Here is a 24,774-nt window from a genome sequence, read left to right on the forward strand (position 1 = left end):
TCTTTACTATCTTTTTATTTCAAAGTGAGTAGTTCAAGGTGCGTGCCAACATAGGTTGGCTGTCCTATGTCTATGAAATGTATAGTTTTTGTATTTTTATAGGTGAGTGCAGGAAAGTTTTAGTCTTTTCAATATGCAAATTACGTTGTGCTATTCTCAAATCGCAAGACAAGGTTCTCGTATTATGCGAATAACACCGCGTTGCTTACTTAAAGTATGAGTCTAGGTTGAATGAAATCGAGAAATGCCGATATACGAGAAGATACGGCGCTGTTTCTGTAGTACACCGCCTGTACTGATTCACGTCGATTCGGCGACACTATGTCATTTTCAAAAATAGGTACAAGTGACCCAGCTTTAATATCGCGGTACACCATAAAATGAGACAACAACGCAATGCCTTGTCCCGCAAGGCATAAGTGTCGAATGGTTTCGCCACTTGATGCATGTAAGTGATAGCGCAATTCTACATCTTGCTTTAGCGGCCAAAGATTAAGCTTTGGCGAGTCGCTAAAACCAATTAGCTTATGGTGGGCTAAATTACTGGCATCTCCAACCGCTGGGCGCGCTTTTAAGTAGTCAGGGCTAGCCACAATATGCAACTTACTTTTACCCAATTTGCGGGCATGCAAGTTTGAGTCACTTAAATCGCCTATGCGTATAGCGATATCCGTTTTATGTTCTAACAAATCAATAATGCTGTCGTGGCTCGTAATATCGAGAGCAATATCGGGGTAGACGTCACTAAACGCATTTACCAATGGGGTGAGCTGGTGAAGCACAAAAGGGCTTGCGGCATCGACACGCAGTTTCCCTGACGGTGCACGCTTAAGCAATCGCAGCGCTTCCTCGCCTTTTTCTAACCTGTTGAGGCCGTCTCGCGCATAGCGTAAAAACATGTCTCCTTCTTCTGTCAGTTCCAGCCTGCGCGTAGTTCGGTTTAACAGTGTGACTTCTAATGTACCTTCTAAACGTGTAACTGCACGGCTCACTTTTGCAACCTGTTGATTCAGCAAATTTGCTGCGCTTGAAAAGCTCCCGGTATCGACGACAGTAAGAAAGGCTTCTAAATCTTCTGTTTTTGCTTTTACAGGCATTGTGCTCTCTATTTTTTCAAAAATCACAAAAGTATTTTGTCATTAGTGCTGTTTTTTGCAAATAAAAATAACCTCACACTGTATGCACTTGTTAAACACCCTAGGAATGTATGCATCTATTTTGACTACAGCGTACGTTCATTTTTACTTTTGTGAGGATAAACAATGCCTATTGCATTATTTGCGTTAACGTTAAGTGCGTTTGCTATTGGGACCACTGAGTTTGTCATAGTGGGGTTAGTACCCACTATAGCGACTGACCTCGGCGTTACCTTACCCAGTGCGGGTTTACTTGTAAGCTTGTACGCTGTTGGTGTCGCCGTTGGTGCGCCAGTGCTTACTGCGCTCACTGGAAAGTGGAACAGAAAGCACGTTTTACTTAGCCTGATGGCGCTGTTCGTGGCAGGCAACATGTTGGCGTGGCAAGCACCAAGCTATGAAAGCCTTATTGTGGCTCGGATACTAACAGGGCTCGCCCACGGCGTATTCTTTTCTATCGGCTCAACCATTGCCACCTAGGTCTGGTTGCAAAAGAAAAAGAAGCCAGTGCTATTGCTATCATGTTTACAGGTTTAACAGTTGCGTTGGTTACAGGTGTGCCGCTTGGCACCTGGATTGGTCAAAGCTTTGGCTGGAGAGCCACATTTTTAGTGGTTTCAGCGTTGGGCACAATTGCGCTTATTGGTAGTGCGCTATTGGTGCCAAATAATTTAAAGCAAAGTAAGCCTGCAACTTTAAGTGAGCAAATGAAAGTACTGGTTCAGCCTCGCCTTGTGCTGGTCTATCTAATGACAATTTTGGGCTACGGCGGCACATTTACCGCGTTTACATATTTAGCGCCTATTTTGCAAGAAGAAGCAGGCTTTGCTCCATCAGCAATAAGTTTAATCATGCTCGTGTACGGCGTGTCTGTTGCTGTCGGTAACATATACGGTGGCAAATTGGCTGATAAAAAAGGCCCAATTCGCGCACTAACCATCATTTTCTCTGCGCTTGCCGTGATCTTATTCGCGTTAACGTTCACCATGGGAAGCAAAATAGCCGCTGTGATCACAGTATTGGTATGGGGAGCCTTTGCATTTGGTAATGTGCCCGGCCTTCAAGTGTACGTTGTGCAACTGGCTGAGAAATTCACACCTAACGCAGTGGACGTTGCCTCAGGTCTTAACATTGCGGCGTTTAATATTGGTATTGCTGTAGGGTCTATATTAGGCGGCGCCATTGTAGATGGCATGACACTGTCTGATACCGCGTGGATAGGTGCGCTTATATCCGTTGCTGCACTGGTTGTAACACGCTATAGCGGCCACTTAGATAAGCGCGCGCTAACGCAAAAACAAGCGAAGTTTAATACCCATACTTTGCCATTTGGCTAAAGGCGACGAAGCGCCGATAAAAGGCCATAGATTTTGGGGGGAAATGGCGTAAATGGGCTTATCAAAGAACTATACGCGATGAAGGAAGCGGGCGTTAACCACATAGGCTTACATTTTAGGCGTAATACACATTCTGTCGACGCTGCCATGCAGCGCATTGCGCAACACGTATTTCCCCATTTTCACGACAAATAATTTTCAAAAGGAGGCTTCATGCCAACAGTAACTCAATCATCAGCTATTCCCTCGCTAGGTGTAGGCACCTTTCGCCTCAAAGGTGACGAAGCGTACAACTCGGTGACAATGGCGCTAGATGTAGGCTTCAGGCATATCGATACGGCGCAAATTTACGGCAATGAAGAGGCCGTAGGGCGCGCCATAAAAGACAGTAGCGTGGCTCGTGAAGATATTTATGTTACGACAAAAGTATGGAACGACAAGCTCAACAAGGCAGGTTTTATAGACAGTGTGAAAGAAAGCTTAGCTAAGCTTCAACTGTCTTACGTCGACTTGCTCCTCATTCATTGGCCATCTCCGGAAAACGGTGAGTCGATGGAAGAATATCTTGGTGAGTTACAACGTGCCAAAGAACTAGGGTTAACAAAAGCCATTGGCATATCTAATTTTACGGTAGCTCAAATTGAACAGGCTGTAAGTATTTTGGGCGATGGTGAAATTGCTACAAACCAAGTAGAGGTCCACCCATATTTAACCAACGAGAAAGTACGTCAGGCGTGCGCTAAGCTGGGTATTACTGTGACTGGGTATATGCCATTTGCAGTAGGAAAAGTGCTAAAAGATGACACCATTAATGCAATTGCTGACAAGCATGGTATAACCGCTGCCGAAGTGGTCGTGGCATGGGAGCTCGCGCATGGATTAGTTACCATTCCATCTTCTACAAAGCGCAAAAACTTGGAAGTCAACTTCAATGCCTTATCACTGACCTTAGATGCTGAAGATATTGCGAAGATTGATGCATTGGACTGTGGCGATCGCCAAGCTGCCCCTGATTTCTCACCACAATGGGACTAAGGGAAAGCGGGGTTTTGCTTTCAAAACAGGAAAAACGCAAAGCGGTGGTTACGGTTTAGCGCCTCAACAGTCATATGGGTTCAGACTAACCGCTTTTTAAGCACCAATAATCAGATTGCGTCCTTTGTCTTTTGCACGATAAAGGGCACTGTCTGCACGTCTAAAGGTATCCACAATATTTTCTGCATTACTGCAGTGCGCCCAGCCAATACTTACGCCTACATGCTTACCTTCAACGTCATTTATCACAAGAGAATTAATTGTTTTGTGGACTTTTTGAAGCTGAGATAAGAAGTGCTCATGCTCTTGGCTAGCGCTTCCAGCGGTTTGCGAAGCCGGTGCTTTTCCTTTTGACGGGTGTTTAGGCTCAGCTATACGTTTATCAATACGCTTGTCAACACGCTGGACTATAGCAAATTCTTCGCCGCCATACCAGTACGGCAATTTGATTGTCATTGTTCAAAGGAGCCAATGTTTCAGCAACGGCCTTCAGTACAATATCGCCAGTCTCATGACCATAGGTATCGTTAATATTTTTAAAGTGATCTAGGTCGAGCAGGGCAATGAATAACTCAGTGGCGTTTTCGTTGGCAGAAGCAAAGCTCTCATCGACGAAAAAGTCGATACTTCTTCGGTTAGGCAGGCCAGTCAGCGCATCGTAAGAGGCAAGTTTAGCCAATACGTCATTTGTTTTTTCTAACTCGAGTGTTCGCTTTTTGACTAACTGTTCTAGTTTTGCCGCTTGTTGCGCTTTTGTTTGAGCTGCCACTTTTTGCGCGTCTCTTTCTCTTTGTACAACGTTAACCATATAGCGCGCGGTAAGGGCGACAATGAACAAACACGTCAGCACAACCCCAGACATAAAGGTGGCTACAGGGTCTAACTGTATGTCCACATCAAATAAGGCCACAATGATAAGGAAAAAAGTGCTGAGTGTTACCGGAAACATAGCGCATGCCAGCCATTTTGCGCGATCAGAGCCGAGGCGATGCTCGACAATGATAACGACCACAGCGACAACGATAAACAAAAAGAAAAGCAAAACGGGAAGTCTTAGTGCAAAGTCGAGTCCGACGCTTTGCCATACGATAATGCCAATTATGGGTAGCGAAAAGCAGAATCGCTTTACCCACGTTGAACCGAAAACGTGATGCCCTTCTCTCGCTAAGCTGGCAAATACTACCCAAAATGAAGAAAGCAAAACGGCATAAATACTTATCGCGTAACTAATATCATTCAAACCTGGATATTGCGGCCATAACAATTCAAAGGCGTATCCGAATACGCGAAAAAACCAAAACGTCGTTGCAAAAATAAAGCTCGCAAAGCTCAAAAAAACAAGATTTCGGCTAGCAACAAACCCTAACAGGCACAGCACGGTAAGTAGCGCCATAGCACCAAAAAAGGCCATATCCCGCTGAATAGTATTAACATACATATTGGTAAAATATTCAGGGGTGCCGACAGCAAAAGAATAGCGTAGGATTTCTCCTGCCATATACCCTTGTATCTTAGCGGTTTCCATCTCGTTGAGTAAGATTGGAAAGTGATAGTTAGAAACGTGAATTTCTCTGGATGTAAAAGGATAAGCGTCACCTGTCTTCCATACCTTCTCACCACTTTGTACTACCAATGTTTTCATTGCTGGAAAACCAATACTGAACCATACTGGGATGGCGTCGTTTGTGGTGTTTTTGATGTTGACGCGAAAATGCAGGTATTGATGTGCTTGTCTATCAAGCGATGAGACATCTTTTACCCAATGAAGATCGTCTGAAGAGGGAGAGTCGCTCAGTGCAAACTCCATATGGTCATCTAATGAGAGGGAAGTATTAACTGGATTGAAATTGACTGCGGCTGCCGCGCTTTTGCAAAAGAGCAACAGCGTAATAAGCAAAAACCAACTTCTTGTCATGCAACGTCCTTGTTTGTACCTTTAGTCACTGGAGTGACTTGTAACCACAACCACATTGGATCACTATATCACAACACAAGTGCCAGGCTAGAGGCTCCTTTTTGTCGATGGAGTGTTACCAGTCCATGTATGGTAAGCGCGCGCAAAAGAGTTACTTTCTTGAAAGCCTAGCAAGAAGGCTATTTCAATCATTGGCATGTTAGTTTTACTTAGGTAATAGTCGGCAAGTTCCTGCCTTACCTCTTGTAGTAGCCCCTTAAAGCTAACCCTCTCTTCAGAGAGTTTTCGTTGTAGTGAGCGCTTACTCATTGCTAGACGTTGAGCGACGAGCTCAATGCTACTTTCCCCTTGTGGCAAAAGCTTTATAAGCTCAGTCGTCACACGCTCACGCGTAGACGAGTAGGCGAGTACAGATTTAAGTCGTTGCTGTAATTCTGTGTCAAAAAAGTTCAGCATGTCCTGATTGCTGGTCAAGAAAGGTTGGTTAGCATCATTTGCGTCAAATGAAATTGATGTTTCGCTGCTAACACTCAATGGACATCCAAAGTAGTCCTCGTATGGCTTAATCTTGTCAGGTAGTGCAGGCAGTGTCACAGTGCGCGGCACAATACGTTTTCTCGTAGCAAGTCGGCTTAACTGAGTGAAAAATACGGCTTCTGAAAGGGCATAGCATTTGGGCAACGCATCAGCATAGCCATAGCAGCTAATGGTTGCAGTGGTTATTTCTGTTGTCTTGCTGATGTCTAACAGCATAGGGCCAATAAGCGGCTTGTATTCTTTGAGTCGCTCTAAAGCTGCATTTAAATTCCTGCTGCAAATGGCAGCATAGATAGGCACATCGAATGACTCTAACGTCATTGCTTGTGCGAATTTAAGCGGCACCTCTGTCCCGTTGGATGCCGCTTCGATACCATGCCAAAGTTGGAAGTATTGCGCAGGTGATAAATAGATTTTTTGCTGTGAAAAAAGCGCAGGTGGAAGGTTTGCATACGCTAACGTCTCTTCCAAAGAAATGTCCATATCCTTAAATAGGACTTGCCAGTTGGCAGGCACCAAAAATCTATTTGCTCTTTTCATTTTCTTTCCCGATTTATCGCTATCAGCCATACACACTGAGTGTTAGCTTTTCTCCATTGCTTGGCGTGATATTTTTAACACGAGTTTGCGCGGCAAGAAAGGAATGACCCAATTGAGCATAATGCTGAGCTGTGGCTCGTTGATCGCAATAAGCTTTCCTTGCTGCATAGCGTTGTAGCCGCACTCGGCAACCGAGCGTGGGCTCTTAGCATTTTTCCAAAGTGCTAAGCCTTCTAAGTCACCTGCTTCTACAAATCCAGTGGCGACCGCGCCAGGACAAAGAGCGGTAACCGTTATGTTTGAACCACGTAATTCTTCTGCGATGGCTTGGCTGAACGACGTCACATAGGCTTTTGTCGCATAATACACAGCCTGAAGCGGGCCAGGAATAAATGATGCGGTAGACGACACATTCAGTATCTTACCCTTGTTCCGTTCTATCATACCTTGAAGATAAAAATGGGTAAGCTCGGTTAACGTAACCATGTTTAATTGCATCATTGCTTTGTCATCTTCAATTGCGCGCTGAGCGAATTGTCCGTGCCCACCAAAACCCGCGTTATTGACCAATACGTCAATGGTTAGGCCACGTTCTTCTGTAGCAAGAGTAAGCTGTGCAGCTGCGTCACGAGTCGACAAATCTTGTGCTATCACATCCACGTTAATATGAAATTTGGTACGAAGCCCTTCAGCCAGTGCTTCGAGTTTATCTTTGGAGCGTGCAACTAGCACAAGGTTGTCGCCCTGTTCTGCATGAATTTTGGCAAGCTCTAATCCAATGCCATTTGATGCACCAGTAATAAGCACGGTATTTGTCATAGTGTTTCCTGTTTTTGCTAGGTAATGTGACTAAACCTCTGACTTATCAAACGATAAATCGTGTGGTCATTCTTTTCGGTAAACGTCGCGATTGACTGATGCCAGTGTAGAACATCAATCTATGCCATCGCGCGTCAAAGTGCGCCAAGTAATATGCAAAGCGTGCCAAATGAATACAATTTCACGTGTTTGATATGAATGCTGCCAGCGTGCCTAAGTAGCAATGAATACAACAAAGTTTCTTGCCAATTCGCTCTACTGTTACGCGTTGTAAAATGCTAAAATCCGCGCCAATAAATTCCATGCCGTATCAAGCGTTTTATCGCAACTGTAGATTTGCGCGGAAAAGCCATGCTTATCCTTTACAAAACGCGCCTGCAAATACGTTGTTTGCAGAGATAATAGATAACGAAGATTAGTATTGATGTCAGATAAAAAGCTGTTAGAAGAGATTAAAAAGCGACGTACGTTCGCGATTATATCGCACCCCGATGCGGGTAAAACCACCATTACTGAAAAGGTATTGTTGTTTGGACGTGCGCTACAAACTGCTTGCACCGTAAAGGGTAAAAAGTCTGGTCAACATGCCAAGTCAGACTGGATGGAAATGGAGAAAGAACGTGGTATCTCTGTTACCACCTCTGTCATGCAGTTTCCATACAGCGATCACCTCGTCAATCTACTAGATACACCGGGGCACGAAGACTTCTCTGAAGATACTTATCGCACGCTCACAGCAGTTGACTCATGCCTAATGGTTATCGATGCCGCGAAAGGGGTTGAGGATAGAACGCGTAAGTTGATGGAAGTAACGCGTCTTCGCGATACGCCTATCGTTACCTTCATGAACAAACTCGATCGAGATATCCGCGACCCTATGGAGCTACTTGACGAAGTAGAAACTGAGCTTGATATTTTGTGTGCGCCAATTACGTGGCCTATTGGCTGCGGAAAAAGTTTCAAGGGCGTTTACCACTTACATCGTGACGAAACTATTTTGTACCAAAGCGGCCAAGGTCACACCATTCAAGACGTTCGTATTATCAAAGGGTTGGATAACCCAGAGCTTGATAGTGCAGTAGGCAGCGATCTGGCTGAAACGCTTCGTGATGAACTTGAGCTTGTGCGCGGTGCGTCGAACGAATTCGAGCAAGAATTATTCTTGGAAGGTCAATTAACACCAGTATTCTTTGGAACGGCATTGGGTAACTTTGGTGTAGACCATATGCTAGACGGTTTAGTGGAGTGGGCACCTGCACCACTAGGACGCGACACAGAAGAAGGCATGATTGAAAGTACTGACGGCAAATTCAGCGGTTTTGTATTTAAAATTCAAGCCAATATGGATCCTAAACACCGTGACCGTATAGCGTTCTGTCGAATTGTATCGGGTAAGTACGAAAAAGGCATGAAGATGCGCAATAGTCGTTTAGGCAAAGACGTGCGTATTTCTGATGCTTTAACCTTTTTGGCAGGTGATCGCGCCTTGTTAGAAGAAGCGTATGCCGGCGATATTATCGGTTTGCACAATCACGGTACTATTCGTATAGGTGACACCTTTACTTCGGGCGATAACTATCGCTTTACGGGTATTCCTAACTTTGCACCTGAGCTATTTAAACGTATCCGCTTAAAAGATCCGCTCAAGCAAAAGCAACTATTAAAAGGCCTTATCCAGCTATCTGAAGAAGGTGCGGTACAGGTTTTCCGTCCACTTGCGAATAATGATTTGATTGTTGGTGCGGTTGGTGTGCTGCAGTTTGATGTCGTGGTTGCGCGCCTCAAGGCAGAATACAACGTTGATGCGCTTTACGAACATGTAAACGTCGCTACCGCGCGTTGGGTATACAGTGGCGATGAGAAAAAGCTGGATGAATTTAGACGCAAAGGTGAGCAAAACCTTGCGCTAGATGGTGGTGACAACCTGACGTACATTGCGCCAACTATGGTGAATTTGCAGCTAGCGCAAGAGCGTTATCCAGATATCCAGTTTACAAACACGCGCGAAAATTAAACTTGTAGAAGTCAAAGCTTGCAAAGAGTAAAGCGAGCAAAGAGCAAAAAAGACAAAATATATTATGAATATACATGCACTATTAGTTAACCGTTTCACTGATGCACTACAAGAAATGGGCGTAGAAAATGCACCCGTGCCAGTGTCGCGCAGCGCTCGACCAGAGTTTGGCGAATACCAATTCAACGGCGCCATGGCGCTGGCTAAGCAGCTTAAACAGAAGCCTCGTGATATTGCCGAAAAGATCGTTGAAACAGTAAAGCTTGACGACATTGCCAGCAAACTTGAAGTCGCTTACCCTGGTTTTATCAACGTACACCTTAGCGATGCGTGGCTTGCAGACCAATGTGAATCGTCGTTAAACGATTCGCGTCTTGGCATTGCAAAATCACAAGAACAAAACATTGTAGTGGATTACTCATCGCCTAACTTGGCCAAAGAGATGCACGTGGGTCACTTACGTACCACTATCATTGGCGATGCAGTGGTGAAAGTACTTGAATTCTTAGGGCATAACGTTATTCGTCAGAACCACATGGGCGACTGGGGTACGCAGTTTGGTATGCTACTCGCGCACCTTTCTGACAAACTTCAAGACGAGGTGGCTGAGACAGCCCTGTCTGACCTTGAAGACTTTTATCGTGAAGCCAAAGTGCGCTTTGACGAAGAAGAAGGTTTTGCCGACCGTGCGCGTGAATACGTAGTTAAGCTACAAGGTGGCGATGCCCAGTGCTTAGCGCTATGGGAAAAATTCATCGATGTATCAATTGCACACTCAGAAGAAGTGTACGACAAGCTAAATGTCAGCCTAACGCGCAAAGACATTATGGGTGAATCCGCTTACAACGACGACCTCGCAAACGTTATTAGCGACCTTAAAGCACAAGGTATTGCGGTAGAAGACCAAGGTGCGCAGGTGGTGTTTATCCCAGAACTTGCCGATAAAGAAGGCAACCCTGCGGTTTATATTGTACAAAAATCAGGTGGCGGCTATTTGTACGCAACCACTGACCTTGCTGCAATGCGCTACCGTAGCGGCAAACTTAACGCTGATCGTACGCTTATTCTTACTGATGCTCGTCAGGCACTGCATTTCAAGCAAACCGAAATTGTGGGTCGTAAAGCCGGCTTTATGAGAGAAGAACAGACCTACGAACATTGCCCATTCGGCATGATGTTAGGCAGTGACGGTAAACCATTTAAAACCCGTACTGGCGGTACGGTTAAGTTGGTGGAATTGCTGGATGAAGCTGTTGAACGTGCGGGTAAACTGATTGCCGAACGCGATAATGACCTAACGGAAGCCGAGCTTAAAGAAGTGGCGCGTAAAGTGGGTATTGGCGCGGTTAAATACGCAGACCTATCTAAAAACCGCACCACAGACTACATGTTCAACTGGGACTCGATGCTAAGCTTCGAGGGTAATACCGCACCTTACCTTCAATATGCGTACACTCGTGTGAAGAGCTTGTTTAGAAAAGCGGGTGTGGATATGGCAAGCATGCCAGTGGACATCACTGTTGCTGAAAAACAAGAGCATGCTCTTGCTGTGTTGCTGCTTCAATTCGAAGAAGTGATTGGTATGGTTTCTCGAGAAGCAACACCGCATGTTTTGTGTACATACCTTTATGATGTGGCTTCTGCGTTTATGACCTTTTACGAAGCATGCCCTATGTTAAAAGACGGGATTGAGCCTCAGGTTCGCGATAGCCGTCTGGCCCTGTCAGCGTTGGTTGCCAAAACACTCGAGCAAGGATTAACGCTACTTGGTATTGAAACACTAGAAAAAATGTAGCGTTCGCGGTACAACACGTACGGTGATATCGAAAAGGCTGACATTTATTGTCAGCCTTTTTTTATGATTAGCTATTAATAGTATCTGTAGCGTAAATATATGCTATCCCACAGAACCGTTAGTGCTATTGTTACCTATAAAGAAAAACATTAAAAACAACGACAGGAATCTCACATGACCAAGATCCTTGCATTTGCAGGCAGTACCCGAAAAGGTTCATTTAACCAAGCTATCATGAAAGTCGCAGCAGAAGGTGCGCGCGAAGCTGGCGCTGAAGTCACTGTCATCGATTTAGCCGATTACCAAATGCCACTATTCAACGAAGATGAAGAAGCTGAATTTGGCACACCTGAAAAAGCACAGGCCTTTAAAGAGCTGCTAATGAGCCATGATGGCTTTCTTATCGCTTCTCCTGAATACAACTCAAGCTATCCCGCTCTCCTTAAAAATGCTATCGACTGGGCATCGCGTATGAGTGAAGGTGAAAAGCCGCTAGAAGCTTATCGCGGCAAAGTGGCTGGTATTATGGCTGCATCTGCGGGCGGGTTAGGCGGCATGCGTGTTTTAGTCGTGCTAAGAATGCTGTTAGAAAACTTAGGCACCATGGTTATTCCTAATCAAAAAGCTATCGCCAAAGTGAATACGTTAATGAATGATGATGGCGATATATCTGACGAAAAAACCATTAAACAGTTGAAAAACCTAGGTAAAGAAACCGCTGAAATGGCGGCCAAACTTAGCTAACACTGGTAATTACGCAAAAAACGCGTAGGGTAGAAATCTACCTTGCGCGTTATATTTGGAGTTACCTAAGCCATGGAAGAAAATAATAACGTAAAGCAAAACATGCTTTTAGCGCTTAATGCGCGTATCCACCAAACCTCTGACGACGGCCGTCAACATCACATTGAAAAGCGAAAACGAAAAGGCTTTAACAGCGCCAGAGAAAACCTGGCTTTGCTTTGTGACGCGCGAACATTTCAAGAGTACGGGCAATTCGCCGTTGCTGCACAACGGCAGCGCAAAGACTATGAAAAGCTAAAGTCCGATACCGCCGCCGACGGCGTTATTACTGGCATCGGTCATGTGAATGCAGGGGCTTTTCCCACCGGACAAACCGCAACGGCATTGGTGATAAACGATTACAGCGTGCTTGCAGGTACGCAGGGGTATTTTCACCACTTAAAGTTAGACAGAATGATAGACGTTGCCAAACAACGAAACCTACCTATCATCATGTTTACTGAAGGTGGGGGAGGAAGGCCTGGCGATACTGATATTACTACCGTTAATTCGGGGCTTCAGTGTCAGTCGTTCTCAAATTGGGCGGCGTTATCGGGTGTTGTGCCTCGAATAGCGGTAAATAACGGCTATTGCTTTGCAGGCAACGCTGCGCTTTTTGGCTCTGCAGATATCACTATTGCCACTTCATCGTCGAGTATTGGTATGGCTGGTCCCGCCATGATTGAAGGCGGTGGACTAGGTGTGTTTTCACCAGAACAAATTGGCCCTATTGAAACCCAAGCTAAAAATGGTGTTGTCGATATTGTCGCTAATGACGAAAACCATGCCATTGATATTGCCAAGTTTTGTTTATCCTTCTTTCAGGGTGATATTGAGCACTGGCAAGCTTCATCGCAAGAGAACATTTTTTCGTTGTTACCAGATGATCGCCGCTTTGCTTATGATGTTCGACAGATCATTAACACATTGGTGGACACCAACAGTTTTATTGAACTAAAAGCACAATACGGTGGCGCAATTATTACTGGTTTTTGTCGCTTTAAAGGTAAAGCGGTGGGCATGATTGCGAGTAACTGCAAAGTACTAGGTGGGGCAATAGATGTTGATGCCGCCGAGAAGTGCGCTGACTTTCTTGCGCTTTGCCAGCGTTTTTCGCTGCCCGTCGTAAGTCTATGTGACACGCCTGGATTTATGGTAGGGCCCGAGCACGAAAAGCTCGGGGCAGTAAGACGCCTGAATCGTATGTTCTCAGTTGGAGCTAGTTTGAGTGTGCCTTTTATCGCCATTGTTTTAAGGAAGTGTTACGGGCTTGGGGCGCAAGCCATGTTAGGTGGCAGCACATCAAAACCCGATTATACCGTGTCATGGCCAAGCGGCGAGTTCGGGCCAATGGGGCTTGAAGGCGCAGTTAAGCTTGGATTTAAGGCTGAACTAGAAAAAATCACTGACGATAAAGCGCGACGTGCACGTTTTGACACCTTGTTGCAACAGGCTTATGCAAGAGGGCAGGCTAGTGAAGTTGCGTCAGTACTAGAAATAGACGCCGTTATCGACCCGGTGCAAACCAGAGAAGTAATTGCTAACTCGATTGTCGCCGCCAGTAAATAAGGCAACGACATCGATTTAAAGTGAAGTATTCGGTTTACTAGCGTTTTTACAACGCTCGTAAACCACTATAACCTTCTGCTAGAAAACGCCATTGTTATTGTTGATATCGCCACCGCTGATTAGAGAATAAAATCGCATAAACCCATCGAGTGCCTGAACCGAGTCCCAGTGCTCTACAATGTTACCGTCTTCTATTCGCCAAATATCAACAATATTCAAGCCTTTTGAATCGTCGCCCCTGTCTTCACGGTTTAAGGTGGCGTGTGAATGGAAGATTGCCATGTTGTTGTCCACGCTAATTCGCTTTACATCGTAGGAATACTCTGGGTAGTCACTAACAAATTCACGCAAAAAGCCCACTAACCCTTTCATGGTGTCAGGAATATTGCGGTTATGTTGTTTGTAGGCACTATTGTTAAACGTCCTCATGACATATTCAAAGTCATGGTTGTTCATTATGCTCTGCACAAAATCAGTAATTAGCTCAGCATTTGCTAATTCTTCGTCAGACCAATGCGCTTGTTTAAGATTCTCAAAATCGATAACAGGTGGCTGTGCAGCCTGCACGTTAAAAAGACTTGTACTTATGAGTAAAAGAAAAGTCAGTGCGAGTTGTTTCATTGTAGTTGCCTCTTTGTCGTTGTTAATGCGCGACGTTTTTTGAAATATAGTTACTAGTTGTAACTATAGTAATTAAAAGTAACTTGCACTACAATTAGGCATTAATGTGTCACTAAGGCACAAAAAAGTAACCATACCGCCGATTTTTGGAAAAAAGTAGGGAAGATAACGTGACTGAAATTCAACAAAGAAGAACATTTGACAATAACGGCGACTGCGCGGTGCGAAACGTTATTGCTCAAATAGGCGATAAGTGGTCGATGTTAATTTTATTTGCCCTTGTAGACGGTGCAGACAGGTTTAATTCGCTAAAGGGGCGGATTATTGGAATATCGCAACGTATGTTAACGCAAACACTCAGGGATCTTGAGCGAGAGGGTTACGTGAATAGGACCGTTTATGCTGAAGTGCCAGCAAGAGTAGAGTACGAATTGACAGATATGGGGCGAGGGCTTGTAAAGCCTTTGTATCAATTGGTGCAATGGGCCGACGCGAACAAAGAACAGATTGAACGGAATAGGGATAGCTTTGATAAAGCAAAGTTAAGATAAAAAAACAGCAATAACATGAAGTACCGTCTATATTTTTACATTGGCACGTATGCCTTTGTATAAGTGATCAAACGCGATGAATTCGCAAAACGCGCTTTATAGTTCGTATACCAAAAAAGCTTTGCGATAGAAGGGAGGCGAGGATGTTTGAGAGACTATTTGACGGTAGTCTAATGCCGCATGGTCATTGTTTGTTGTGGCGATGGGATTTGCTGTTTCTCCACTTAGGCGGAGACATTATGACAGTCATCGCATACGCACTTATCCCGTTTGGAATTTTCTATTTTCTTAGCAAACGACAAGATATTAAATTTGATGGATTGGCCGTTCTGTTTGCTTGTTTTATTGCATTTTGTGGCGCCTCACATTTAGCGGGCATTATAAATATTTGGCATGGATATTACTTTATCGAAGGGGCTATAAAGTTTGCGACGGGGACTGTATCAATAGCGACGGCCTACTTCCTGTGGAAGCTTATGCCCGTATTTATCAATATTCCCAGTGTTTCAATGTTAAAGCAACGCAACGAAGAGTTAGAGCAACTGCGCGCAGAGTTAGAAGAAACAAATCGTTCATTAGAAGAAAAAGTAAAAGAGCGCACTATGCAATTAGAGCAGCAAGCCAACACAGACGCTGTGACAGGTGTGGCAAGTCGCTTTTGTATTATGGAAACCCTCAATCATAACTGCAGGCTTTTCGACCGCTACGGCCGAGGTTTTTCTATTTTAATGATAGACGTCGACCACTTTAAGGAAGTAAACGATACCCACGGTCACCAAGCAGGCGATGAAGTGCTGTCGATAATGGCAGAGTGTGTTTCCAATAACATCCGCTTGGTTGACGCTATTGGCCGTTATGGAGGGGAAGAATTTCTCGTTATATTGCCAGAAACGCCACAGAATATTGCTATCGACATAGCCGAGCGAATACGAAAAGGCGTAGAAATGCTGTCTTTACCTTCTGAAATACAGATCACTTGCAGCGTTGGTGTGTCAACTATGAGAAAAGGCATGAAAGATGACGGCTTGATAAATCAGGCCGATCTTGCTTTATACACGGCCAAACGTTCTGGTCGAAACCAAGTTGTTGTATTTGAAGAAGGTATGTCTGATAGCCTACAAAACACCAGTATTACGTAAACGTGAATTAGCGCATTGCCAACAATTTCTCTAACCATTCACATTGTGGTGCGCGTTTTTTCTACTCTGTTGTATAGATAATAAGTTAACGCTTATTTTTCAGGGCGCAGCGAAAAATTGTTGTAGTGCAGGAATAAGAACAAGTTCAGCAAAGGTGGCGCTACGCCACCTTTATTTTTTGTAAGTGCTCATCATACTCATCGGTTGAGCCTATTTCGCTTTCAACCCATTCGGCGTTGTAATAGGTATTGGAATAGCGCTCTCCACTGTCGCACATCAGCGTAATGATAGAACCTGATTCTCCATTCTCTATCATCGAGGCGGCAACGTGTAATGCGCCCCACAAATTGGTGCTAGGTTGACGGGCTTGGCTTTAATTCCCATGGTGTTGTTTAACCAACGCATAGTAGCAATACTCGCCGCATCAGGTACGCGCAGCATAGAATCTATAACGTCGTGCTGGAACGAAGCTTCTACTTGAGGGCGGCCAATACCTTCAATTCTGCTTCCTCTACTCGCCTTAAGAGTTGTATCTCTTTGTTGATAGCTATCAAAAAAGACACTGTACTCTGGATCAACGACCATTAGTTTGGAGGGCAAGCCTTTGTAACGAATATAGCGGCCAATTGTGGCCGATGTGCCGCCAGTGCCAGCGCTCATTACAATGGTATGGGGAATCGGGTGTGGCTCCGCTTTCATTTGTTCAAATATTGACTCGGCAATATTGTTGTTTCCTCTCCAGTCTGTCGCGCGCTCTGCGTACAAAAATTGATCCATGAAGTACCCGTTGAGTTGCAGTGCAATGCGCTTAGCTTCGCAGTGCATTTGCGTTGGGCACTCGACAAAGTGGCACGCGCCGCCATACTTTTCAATTAGTACAATTTTACTTTGTGCCGTGGTACGCGGCATTACAGCAACGAAAGGAACACCAATCATTTTGGCAAAGTAAGCTTCAGATACAGCAGTGCTACCAGACGACGCCTCTATCACCGTGGTATGTTGATTAATTTTTCCATTACACAGTGCATAAAGAAAAAGCGAGCGGGCAAGACGGTGCTTTAAGCTACTAGTAGGGTGTGTGCTTTCATCTTTGAGGTAAATATCAATACCGCTAAGCGCAAGTTGATCTAGTTTAATCAAATGCGTATCTGCAGAGCGTTGAAAATCTGCGTTAATTGTTTTTATTGCTTGTGTTACCCACTCTGACATGTCAATTCCTCATAGTTATTCCTCAAGAATAACAGCGCGCGACGGGTAAAAATGTCTAAATATAGATTGTGGTTTCGTAATCAATGGAAATATTTTTCTTATAAATCTATTTTTATTAGTAATTAATTCCTCTTTCGTGCTTCTTGCAATAGAGAGGTTGCATTCCTTCAAAATGCGCCTATTAAAAAACAGAGTAGTTAATTAACGTCGAGTCTGCAGGAAGCAAACAGCGGCGCGACGAATCATCGACAGGGTCTACGAAGACTGATAATGTGAATTAATCTCCATAGAATTAATAGAATTATGAAACTATATCTTCCCCTTTTTTTACTGGCGCTTTCGCCGGGTTTGTCTCTTGCGAAAACGCTTAAAGTCGCAACCTTTAATGTCAGCATGGAAGCCACCAATTACAAATCTCTGGGCATGCAGCCAGGCGAGCAGGTTCTTGAAAAAGTGCTAAGTGTCGGTAGTCACCCGCAAGTCAAAAATATTGCTGAAATCATTCAACGTACACAGCCTGATATCATCTTGCTCAATGAATTTGACTACATTGCTGATGAGAATAAAGGTGTAAAAGCTTTCGTTAAAAACTATCTTAATGTCTCACAAGCTGGGCAAACAGCTATTGATTATCCTTATACCTATATTGCGCCAGTGAATACTGGAGAACCGACACCATTTGATTTAGATAATAATGGCAAGGCTGATCAGTTTGGTGGAGACGCCTATGGCTATGGTCTTTATCCAGGCCAATATGGTATGGCGCTTTTGTCTAAATATCCCATTAAAATCGATGAAGTGCGCACTTTTCAGCTTTTTAAGTGGCATCAAATGCCTAACTCTCAGCAGCCATTCATTCCAGACGCCGAGGGCGATAATAGTCAAGGCACGCCTTGGTATAGCGCTGATGAATGGAACGCATTCAGACTGAGTTCGAAATCGCATTGGGATGTACCTGTTGATGTCGATGGTACTATGGTGCACATACTCGCCATGCACCCAACCCCTCCTAATTTTGACGGTAAGGAAGACAGAAACGGTAAACGCAATGCTGATGAAATAAGACTGATGGCCGATTATCTTACCCCAAATAAAGGCCTCTACATTTACGATGATAATGGCAAGCAGGCCACGTTATCTGATGAAACGCGTTTTGTCTTACTTGGCGACTTTAATGCAGCGGACATTGGCGAAAAGCATCGCGAAGGTGTGATAGAGCAGTTAACAGAAAGCCCTTATGTGGATAACAGTGTCATTCCACTAAGCGAGGGCGGCGCGGCGTCAAGTGACAGAGACTATAGTAGCCGCTTTACGGCGTACTGGGGAGCGAGAGCAGACTACGTGTTGCCTTCTGTTTACGGTTTTGATGTAAAAGACGCCTAGTGTTTTTTGGCCAACTAAAACAAGCGACTTGTATCGATTGGTAAAAGACCTAGCAGGCTAGTTCAGATCATCGACTGGTTTGGACTACGCTGATAATAACAGAATAGCACTTTGTCGCAGTAATGGCGTAAATGACGTTGGGTAGCCAACGTCATTTGTACCTTCGATTTTTATTCCACTAGTGTTTTGTCTTGCAGCGCGTAAAAACCTACCACAGCTAGATTCGCAACAAACCACAAGTCCTTGATAACAAATTGGCTCAATAGGTTGAATAGGGTAATACTATCTAGCGTTTCCGGAACAGTAAATATAAAGGTTTGAGTCATTAAAAATACGGAAAGTGCCGCCAGCCCACCAATAATGACGAGTATCTTTTTATTTAGCAAAAGGCCTATGCCAAGCAGCACAGCGAATAGGACATCAAATATACCGATAGCATTTGAGGCGCCTTGCACGCTGAATAGCACGTAAAGCCACGACATAAAGGGAGAGGTTTCGACAAGGCTTACAATGCCATTGGCTTCAAATTCAAAGAATTTCATGCCGCCAATCCACAATAGTACCATGGCAACGGGGGCGTAGTTCGCCCAGATTAACTGACGCTCAGTGAATTTTTCTCGATAAAACAAGAACAATAAAAGCGGGATAATAGCAAAGTACTTTATGATGCCTTGTCCGTTGCCAATAATGGGAAAGCCTCCTAGATCTGTCATCCATCGGCTCGGTGAAAATAACGTTAGCAATGGCGCGGAAATTACCGCTACAGCGAAAGCAACCGCAATGTTTCTAGAAATAACACCTAGCTTAGTAAGCAGTACCAACAGAGCAACGAGAATTAGCGGTACACCTGCAATAGTGCCCATAACACCATCAGAGAACACGTCGCCTACGCCATAAAAAACAAACACAGCTTTAAGTGCGCTAGGGTTTGTACCCATTAAAAAGGTGAGGCCCAATAAGCCAATACTCATGGTAAGCAAAGCGGCAACAAGGTTCTGTGTTTGTTTAAGTGTCATTGTTGTTCCTGTTAATTTACGAGGGAGATATAGACCTTGAACCTTGCAAAAGTCTTTCATTAAAAGCCCATATTTTCATTTTCAAAACAAATTTCCTCTAACTCAAGAACTAATTTTATTGGTGCTGTCTCAGTTATAGCGCTAGTTCAACAACAAGGTTTTGCATGCGATTATATCTTTTCATTATTATTTTGATTTTAGCTGGCTGTGGTGCTCAGCCCCCAATAAAAGTCCCTGACCCTATCGATATAGAAAAACTTGAATTTGTCGTGGACCAATCATTGCCGTTGGTGCAGCAAGCTTATTCTATTGAAAGTGAAGAGGTGTGTGCTAAGTATGATGGAACGTGGCGCAGAGTAGGGCGGCATCAGCAATTAACTTGTGTATTACCTACCAAGGACGCTGGCAAAGTATGCGCAAATAATAGTGAGTGTGAAGTAGCTTGTGTGGCTGACAACACGCGATCAAGCGAAGGCGACAAAGTGACGGGTGTTTGCTTGGACAATACCGACTTGTTTGGTTGTAAAGCCTATGTATCAAACGGTGTAGTAGAGCCCACATTATGTGTGGATTGAAGTAACGGTAGTGTTCTGCAGCTTTAAACAACGTAAGATGCAGTTTAAAAACGGCATCTTTCAATGAGGTAGTCGACAAGAACTCTCGTTCTGCTCGGTACCTGTTTACGCGAGGGGTAAACCAAGGTAAATAGCAAGTTTTCGCTGCTAATGCCTGGGCAGATTCGGACCAGCTCGCCACTTGCTACTTCTTGCTTCACCGTCGAAGGCAACAATGTTGATACCCCAAGCCCAGCTTTTACCATTTCTTGTACCAAATACGGTGAATTGCAAAGCTCGTATTGCTTAGGGACGATTTCCACTGGGGAGTCGTCTAACATCAAATATTGCATGGTGCGATTGTTAAGTTGCGAAAGTAAAATCCAACGGTGCTGCTGCAAAGACTCAATGTTATTGGGGTGTCCATACTCTGAGAGGTAAGCGGGGCTAGCATATAATGCAAAACGCTCTTGATATAATACTCGTCCAACCAAAGAATCGTCTTTGGGGAGGCCAATGCGTAAACCTATATCGATGTTTTCTGCAATCAAATCCAGTTTTTCATCACTGCTAATAATATGAAGTTCAATGTCTGGGTATCGCTGTTTAAATTCTGGCAGGAGCGGGAGTAAGAACTTGTGTGCAATATCGTTTGTTACTGTGATCGATACACGACCTTTTGGTAACGATTGATTTAGACATTCATCAACATCGTGAAGAATTGCATGGCATTTTTTGGCATGTTCATATATCGCCTTTCCCTCTTCCGTGAGCGAGAGTTGTCGAGTAGTACGTTGTAGCAGGCGCACGTTTAATACTGCTTCAAGATTAGCTACTTGCTCACTCACTCTTGAACGACTTGTATTAAGTCGTCTTGCGGCTTCTGCAAAGCTATTGTTGTCGACAACGGTAGCGAAAATCGCAAGCCCTTTAAGTTGTGAAAATTTAATTGTACTCATTTTCGATACAATCCATTCTAGTTTGCTCTACTTATCATAACAGTTGGGCGTGCACATAATGAAGCCGTGTTTAAAACAATTATCTGTAATGACGAGGAAGTAAAAATGATTGCTGTAACAGGAGCAAACGGCCAATTAGGCCAAAAGGTTATTGATGCGCTTTTAGTGTCGCGTGCCCCCCGCGATATCGTTGCTTTGGTGAGAAACCCAGACAACGCAAGCTCGCTAAGAGAAAAGGGGTTGTAGTAAGAAAAGCCGATTACAATTTACCGGAAACGTTATCTGAAGCGCTTAGTGGTGTAAGTAAACTACTTTTGATATCGGGTACTGAGTTTGGCAAGCGTGTCGAGCAACATAAAGTCGTTATTGATGTGGCGTTGCGTGAAAAAGTCTCACTTATTGCTTATACCAGTTTAATAAAAGCCGAAACCTCTCCTTTATTGTTGGCCCAAGAACATAAAGACACGGAAGCCTATTTAAAAGAAGTAAACGCGCCTTTTGTCATATTGCGCAATGGTTGGTATACCGAGAATTATACTGAAAACATGGTAAGTGTTTTGTCTATGGGGGCTGTTGCTGGTGCAGCGAAAACAGGTGTAATTTCTACAGCAAGTCGTCAAGATTACGCTGAAGCCGCAGCTGCAGTATTGTTGGCAGAACAAAGTTATATTGGTCAAACACTAGAGCTAGCGGGTGACAGTGGCTTTACACTTAGTGAATACGCACAGGCAATTTCAAAGGCAGCGGGACAGCACATCGAATTCATTGAGATGGACGAGCAAACATATCGTCAAGCACTGATTGACGCAGGGTTGCCTGAAGGTATGGCTGATGCTATCGCCGATTCTGAGCATTATGCCGCGTCTGGGTGGCTGATGGATGAAAGTAAAACCTTATCTGGTTTGATAGGAAGACCGACAACGCCACTGCAAGCCTCTTTGAACCAAGCGTTAAACAATTAGTCGCTCACACTATTATGATTTTAGTTAGGGCTATTGTTGTAAATAGCCCTAACGTGACACACTAACGTATTTGAATTATTAAGGTTGCAACAGGGAGACGTTAGATGTTGTCCAAAATTATGATCTTTGCGAAGAGTATTTTAGCCTCGTTATTAGCGATTTTTGTTTGTTTTGCCATATTGGACTTCTTATGGCTTGGTATTATTGCTGACAGTTGGTACCAAACAGAAATGGCGCCGTTACTTCGCTCTCAGTTTATTACTTGGCCGTGGTTAGTGTTTTACATAATGTATGGCGGGGTTGTTTTTGTTCTTGCTGTGGTAGCCAATCGCGATAAGTCGTTGCTTTACGCGGGTATTGATGGTGCCTTGCTTGGGCTTGCAAGTTATGGTGCATACAATTTAACGGCTTACAGCATTATCGAAGGCTTTACTCTATTTATCATGACAATAGATTGGGTATGGGGAACCTGTCTAACAAGCATTAGCGCGATGGCTGGGTGGCTAGGGTTTCAAGCATTGCGTAGCGATCGATAACTATTATTGGTTATAACTTTAATCGTCGTTAACGTAAATCAGCGTCTTCTTTAATCTGCTTAACCTCTAATCAAAGCAACACAGTGTGTTATGTTGGCCCCATTAGGGGGCCAAGGTTGTTTGTAGCGGCACACCTTATGGGAAAGAGTAGCGGACAATTCTTTTTAATACACTTATGTATTGGCGAGCAAAACTCCCAGTGTTGTAGTGCATACTATGCTCTTTGAAAATAGCTTGAACCTTTGGCGCCATTTCTCGGTAACGCTTTGCTGGAATATCAGGAAACAAGTGATGTTCTATTTGAAAGCTTAGGTGGTAGGTTAATACGTGAAACAGGTTCCCGCCCTGGATGTTAGATGAACCGAGCGCCTGTCGATAGTACCATTGTCCCTGTGTTTCATTTTTACAGTCTTCTTCCTTAAAGGTCTCGACATCGCCAGTAAAATGCCCGCAAAAAATAATCGTCGAGGTCCACAGATTTCGCAATAGGTTGGCTATTAGGTTGCCCGCAAATACCCATAAAAACATTGGCCCAGCCAGAAGCGGGAACAAAAGGTAGTCTTTTACCAATTGACGCGCCCCCTTGCTAAAGAAACGCTTTTTCAGCGTCGTATGAGTGACGTTATTCTTTCTATTCTCTTTTTTCTTTCCAAAGAAAACACGCTCAGCTGCCATCTCATGATAAGACACACCCCACTGGAACAAAATACTTAGCACAAGATATGTAGCAAATTGCCACAGGTTCTTTACGCGCCATCGAAAGTCGCTGGATAACCTTAGCAGACCGTATCCAAAGTCTCGGTCTTTACCAATAATATTGGTATAAGTATGGTGCTCGTAATTGTGCACTCTATTCCAGCTAGACCCATCACAAGCTATGTCCCATTCATAGGCCTTTGAATTAATGTGTTTGTCATTCATCCAATCATACTGGCCGTGCATGACATTGTGCCCAATTTCCATGTTGTCGAGAATTTTAGCGGTGGCCAGGCTTAATACACCCATTACCCATAAAGCGGGATGCACAAACCCCAGTATTAATAAAACACGACCTGTCCACTCGCAGGCACGCTGAGTACGAATAACTTTTCTGATGTAGTCAGCATCTTCTTGCCCAACTTTATTTTTAGTGTCGGCTTTAAGCGCGTTAAGCTGGTTTTCAAGTCGATCGTAATCTGGTCTGTGGCCTCTTGTTGTAGCCTCATTTTTGACTGAGGAAGGGGGCTGATTTGCAAGGTCTTGTGATTGACTGCGTAGTACATGCGTGGTCATGCTTGTAGCTCCAAATCGGTTATGGCTTGAGAAACGCACAGCTGTATTAGCTGCTCTGCATTATCAGATAGTTCTCCAGTGCGGGTGTCGCGAACGATACCGCGCTTCTTAACGCATTGACATTGATGACAAATACCCATACCGCAACCATAGTTGACCGGAATATTGGCGTCGTGAAGTTGGGTCAGTAGGGATTGTTTATTGTCTACGGTGATAGCGCTGTTGTTATGTTTAACCGTGAGTTGTTCAATGCACCCATTGTCGTTATTCTCGGGAAGTGGAGCCGCCATAAAGTGTTCACTGCTAAGTGAAACATCTATCAACTCAGCGCTTTGGGCGACTTGATGATAAAGGGAATAGGGGCCACATACCATCCAATGTGACTTGCCATAATGTGCGAGGTAGGGCGTTATATCGCCATCATTGGTCCTACTGAGCAGCTTGAAATTAAATTGAGCAATGTGTTTAGCGTAATCACGAAGTTTATGAACTAGAAGGTGTTCATTAGGCTTTGCATAATAAAGTAAGTCAATTGCTAAGCAAGACGGCGGCACAGTCTTGTCTTTGTTTTTGCATATAGTCTTCTAGCATCGCAATAAATGGCGTAATACCCGAGCCGCCTGCAATCATTAGCACGTTTTTGTCTGTTGGTAAGGTAAAGTCTCCAGTAGGTGATGAGATATTTACCCAGTGCCCTTTTTTCAAATTGTGCAGGTAGGAAGTCAATTTTCCTTGTTTTTTCACTCGAACAACTAGGCGTATTTCCTGTTGGGCGTTATGTCTATTTGACCCTGATGCGATGGTAAATACGCGCGTTGTTAGCTTTCCATTGACTTCCAAGGTGACAGCAATGTGCTGACCCGCTCTGTGGGTAGGCCAGCTCTTTTGAGGCTTAAGAGAGAGCTGTACTGTCTTTTCATTTAGGACTTTGTTTTCAATAACGCGTGCACGATAGAGTCCATCTCGCCATGCTGGGAAAAATGCTTGAACTAATGGCTCCCAATAACCTTTCCATGTTGAGTGATGAAAAAACAGGTGGCTGATTCTATTTAAAACGGATTTCACTGTATAGCAACGACCTCGAGAAAGAGA

The 24,774-nt window shown here is 44.2% G+C and carries 21 protein-coding genes and 4 pseudogenes; 13 read left to right on the forward strand and 12 right to left on the reverse strand.

The genetic code is table 11. From position 1 onward, the window contains the following. Nucleotides 1-209 precede the first annotated feature (209 nt). Nucleotides 210-1,097: a LysR substrate-binding domain-containing protein gene (locus V6N89_RS05845; protein WP_338516760.1), complete on the reverse strand. Its 888-nt coding sequence runs from the start codon at nucleotides 1,095-1,097 to the stop codon at nucleotides 210-212. 165 nt (nucleotides 1,098-1,262) lie between these two features. On the opposite strand from V6N89_RS05845, the pseudogene V6N89_RS05850 reads away from it, so the two are divergent. Further along, a pseudogene (locus V6N89_RS05850) lies at nucleotides 1,263-2,473 on the forward strand (MFS transporter). A gap of 213 nt (nucleotides 2,474-2,686) precedes the next feature. Then, the gene (gene dkgB / locus V6N89_RS05855; protein ID WP_338516762.1) at nucleotides 2,687-3,508 is read left to right on the forward strand and encodes a 2,5-didehydrogluconate reductase DkgB; all 822 of its coding nucleotides are present in this window, start codon (nucleotides 2,687-2,689) and stop codon (nucleotides 3,506-3,508) included. A 96-nt stretch (nucleotides 3,509-3,604) separates the two neighbouring features. Here dkgB and V6N89_RS05860 read toward each other — a convergent pair whose 3' ends face one another. The 4 genes from V6N89_RS05860 to V6N89_RS05875 form a co-directional block, all read right to left on the reverse strand. Continuing rightward, nucleotides 3,605-3,964, reverse strand: coding sequence for a diguanylate cyclase domain-containing protein (locus tag V6N89_RS05860; RefSeq protein ID WP_346993528.1), 360 nt, complete (start codon nucleotides 3,962-3,964; stop codon nucleotides 3,605-3,607). After that, nucleotides 3,903-5,423: a sensor domain-containing diguanylate cyclase gene (locus V6N89_RS05865; protein ID WP_346993529.1), complete on the reverse strand. Its 1,521-nt coding sequence runs from the start codon at nucleotides 5,421-5,423 to the stop codon at nucleotides 3,903-3,905. The genes V6N89_RS05860 and V6N89_RS05865 overlap by 62 nt, the downstream gene beginning before the upstream one ends. 87 nt (nucleotides 5,424-5,510) lie before the next feature. Then, nucleotides 5,511-6,500, reverse strand: coding sequence for an AraC family transcriptional regulator (locus V6N89_RS05870; RefSeq protein WP_338516766.1), 990 nt, complete (start codon nucleotides 6,498-6,500; stop codon nucleotides 5,511-5,513). A 42-nt stretch (nucleotides 6,501-6,542) separates the two neighbouring features. Then, the gene (locus V6N89_RS05875; protein WP_338516768.1) at nucleotides 6,543-7,319 is read right to left on the reverse strand and encodes an SDR family NAD(P)-dependent oxidoreductase; all 777 of its coding nucleotides are present in this window, start codon (nucleotides 7,317-7,319) and stop codon (nucleotides 6,543-6,545) included. Between the two features lie 424 nt (nucleotides 7,320-7,743). Here V6N89_RS05875 and prfC point away from each other — a divergent pair, with 424 nt between their 5' ends. From prfC to V6N89_RS05895, 4 genes are all read left to right on the forward strand, one after another. Continuing rightward, nucleotides 7,744-9,333 carry a peptide chain release factor 3 gene (prfC, locus tag V6N89_RS05880; RefSeq protein WP_346993530.1) on the forward strand — a complete coding sequence of 530 codons (1,590 nt, stop codon included), beginning with the start codon at nucleotides 7,744-7,746 and terminating at the stop codon, nucleotides 9,331-9,333. A 64-nt stretch (nucleotides 9,334-9,397) separates the two neighbouring features. Further along, the gene (gene argS / locus V6N89_RS05885; RefSeq protein ID WP_346993531.1) at nucleotides 9,398-11,128 is read left to right on the forward strand and encodes an arginine--tRNA ligase; all 1,731 of its coding nucleotides are present in this window, start codon (nucleotides 9,398-9,400) and stop codon (nucleotides 11,126-11,128) included. A 174-nt stretch (nucleotides 11,129-11,302) separates the two neighbouring features. Next, nucleotides 11,303-11,872 carry an NADPH-dependent FMN reductase gene (locus V6N89_RS05890; RefSeq protein ID WP_346993532.1) on the forward strand — a complete coding sequence of 190 codons (570 nt, stop codon included), beginning with the start codon at nucleotides 11,303-11,305 and terminating at the stop codon, nucleotides 11,870-11,872. Between the two features lie 72 nt (nucleotides 11,873-11,944). Continuing rightward, nucleotides 11,945-13,480, forward strand: coding sequence for an acyl-CoA carboxylase subunit beta (locus V6N89_RS05895; RefSeq protein ID WP_346993533.1), 1,536 nt, complete (start codon nucleotides 11,945-11,947; stop codon nucleotides 13,478-13,480). 78 nt (nucleotides 13,481-13,558) lie between these two features. On the opposite strand, the gene V6N89_RS05900 is transcribed toward V6N89_RS05895, so the two are convergent. Beyond that, nucleotides 13,559-14,101: a nuclear transport factor 2 family protein gene (locus V6N89_RS05900; RefSeq protein WP_338516769.1), complete on the reverse strand. Its 543-nt coding sequence runs from the start codon at nucleotides 14,099-14,101 to the stop codon at nucleotides 13,559-13,561. Nucleotides 14,102-14,271: 170 nt separating this feature from the next. Between V6N89_RS05900 and V6N89_RS05905 the strand changes: the two genes are divergently transcribed. Both V6N89_RS05905 and V6N89_RS05910 read left to right on the forward strand, forming a co-directional pair. Beyond that, nucleotides 14,272-14,652: a winged helix-turn-helix transcriptional regulator gene (locus V6N89_RS05905; protein ID WP_338516771.1), complete on the forward strand. Its 381-nt coding sequence runs from the start codon at nucleotides 14,272-14,274 to the stop codon at nucleotides 14,650-14,652. A gap of 143 nt (nucleotides 14,653-14,795) precedes the next feature. Continuing rightward, nucleotides 14,796-15,791 carry a GGDEF domain-containing protein gene (locus tag V6N89_RS05910; RefSeq protein WP_338516772.1) on the forward strand — a complete coding sequence of 332 codons (996 nt, stop codon included), beginning with the start codon at nucleotides 14,796-14,798 and terminating at the stop codon, nucleotides 15,789-15,791. Nucleotides 15,792-15,951: 160 nt separating this feature from the next. On the opposite strand, the pseudogene V6N89_RS05915 reads toward V6N89_RS05910, so the two are convergent. Further along, nucleotides 15,952-17,000 (reverse strand): annotated as a pseudogene (locus V6N89_RS05915) (PLP-dependent cysteine synthase family protein). 303 nt (nucleotides 17,001-17,303) lie between these two features. Here V6N89_RS05915 and V6N89_RS05920 point away from each other — a divergent pair. After that, nucleotides 17,304-18,490 (forward strand): annotated as a pseudogene (locus tag V6N89_RS05920) (endonuclease/exonuclease/phosphatase family protein). Nucleotides 18,491-18,553: 63 nt separating this feature from the next. On the opposite strand, the gene V6N89_RS05925 reads toward V6N89_RS05920, so the two are convergent. Then, complete coding sequence (locus tag V6N89_RS05925) at nucleotides 18,554-19,399, reverse strand: DUF417 family protein (RefSeq protein WP_346993534.1); 846 nt, start codon at nucleotides 19,397-19,399, stop codon at nucleotides 18,554-18,556. Nucleotides 19,400-19,563: 164 nt separating this feature from the next. Here V6N89_RS05925 and V6N89_RS05930 point away from each other — a divergent pair, with 164 nt between their 5' ends. Continuing rightward, nucleotides 19,564-19,974: a hypothetical protein gene (locus tag V6N89_RS05930; RefSeq protein WP_338516776.1), complete on the forward strand. Its 411-nt coding sequence runs from the start codon at nucleotides 19,564-19,566 to the stop codon at nucleotides 19,972-19,974. 44 nt (nucleotides 19,975-20,018) lie between these two features. Here V6N89_RS05930 and V6N89_RS05935 read toward each other — a convergent pair whose 3' ends face one another. Then, the gene (locus tag V6N89_RS05935) at nucleotides 20,019-20,912 is read right to left on the reverse strand and encodes a LysR family transcriptional regulator (RefSeq protein ID WP_338516777.1); all 894 of its coding nucleotides are present in this window, start codon (nucleotides 20,910-20,912) and stop codon (nucleotides 20,019-20,021) included. A 105-nt stretch (nucleotides 20,913-21,017) separates the two neighbouring features. Between V6N89_RS05935 and V6N89_RS05940 the strand changes: the two genes are divergently transcribed. The 3 genes and pseudogenes from V6N89_RS05940 (at nucleotide 21,018) to V6N89_RS05950 (ending at nucleotide 22,410) form a co-directional block, all read left to right on the forward strand. After that, nucleotides 21,018-21,158, forward strand: coding sequence for an NmrA family NAD(P)-binding protein (locus V6N89_RS05940; protein WP_346993535.1), 141 nt, complete (start codon nucleotides 21,018-21,020; stop codon nucleotides 21,156-21,158). A gap of 20 nt (nucleotides 21,159-21,178) precedes the next feature. Beyond that, a pseudogene (locus tag V6N89_RS05945) lies at nucleotides 21,179-21,874 on the forward strand (NmrA family NAD(P)-binding protein); the annotation flags it as partial. Nucleotides 21,875-21,978: 104 nt separating this feature from the next. Then, complete coding sequence (locus V6N89_RS05950) at nucleotides 21,979-22,410, forward strand: DUF2177 family protein (protein WP_338516781.1); 432 nt, start codon at nucleotides 21,979-21,981, stop codon at nucleotides 22,408-22,410. Between the two features lie 135 nt (nucleotides 22,411-22,545). On the opposite strand, the gene V6N89_RS05955 is transcribed toward V6N89_RS05950, so the two are convergent. The 3 genes from V6N89_RS05955 to V6N89_RS05965 are packed head-to-tail and all read right to left on the reverse strand — an operon-like array spanning nucleotide 22,546 to nucleotide 24,747. Then, nucleotides 22,546-23,682: a fatty acid desaturase family protein gene (locus tag V6N89_RS05955; RefSeq protein ID WP_346993536.1), complete on the reverse strand. Its 1,137-nt coding sequence runs from the start codon at nucleotides 23,680-23,682 to the stop codon at nucleotides 22,546-22,548. Beyond that, a complete protein-coding gene (locus V6N89_RS05960) occupies nucleotides 23,679-24,236 on the reverse strand; it encodes a 2Fe-2S iron-sulfur cluster-binding protein (protein ID WP_346993537.1) in 558 nt (185 codons plus the stop codon). The genes V6N89_RS05955 and V6N89_RS05960 overlap by 4 nt, the downstream gene beginning before the upstream one ends. After that, nucleotides 24,211-24,747, reverse strand: coding sequence for an FAD-binding oxidoreductase (locus tag V6N89_RS05965; RefSeq protein ID WP_346993538.1), 537 nt, complete (start codon nucleotides 24,745-24,747; stop codon nucleotides 24,211-24,213). Before V6N89_RS05965 ends, V6N89_RS05960 begins: the two co-directional genes overlap by 26 nt. Between the last annotated feature and the right edge of the window lie 27 nt (nucleotides 24,748-24,774).

It is taken from the genome of Alteromonas gracilis, from assembly GCF_036870955.2.
Taxonomy (GTDB): Bacteria; Pseudomonadota; Gammaproteobacteria; order Enterobacterales; family Alteromonadaceae; genus Alteromonas; species Alteromonas gracilis_A.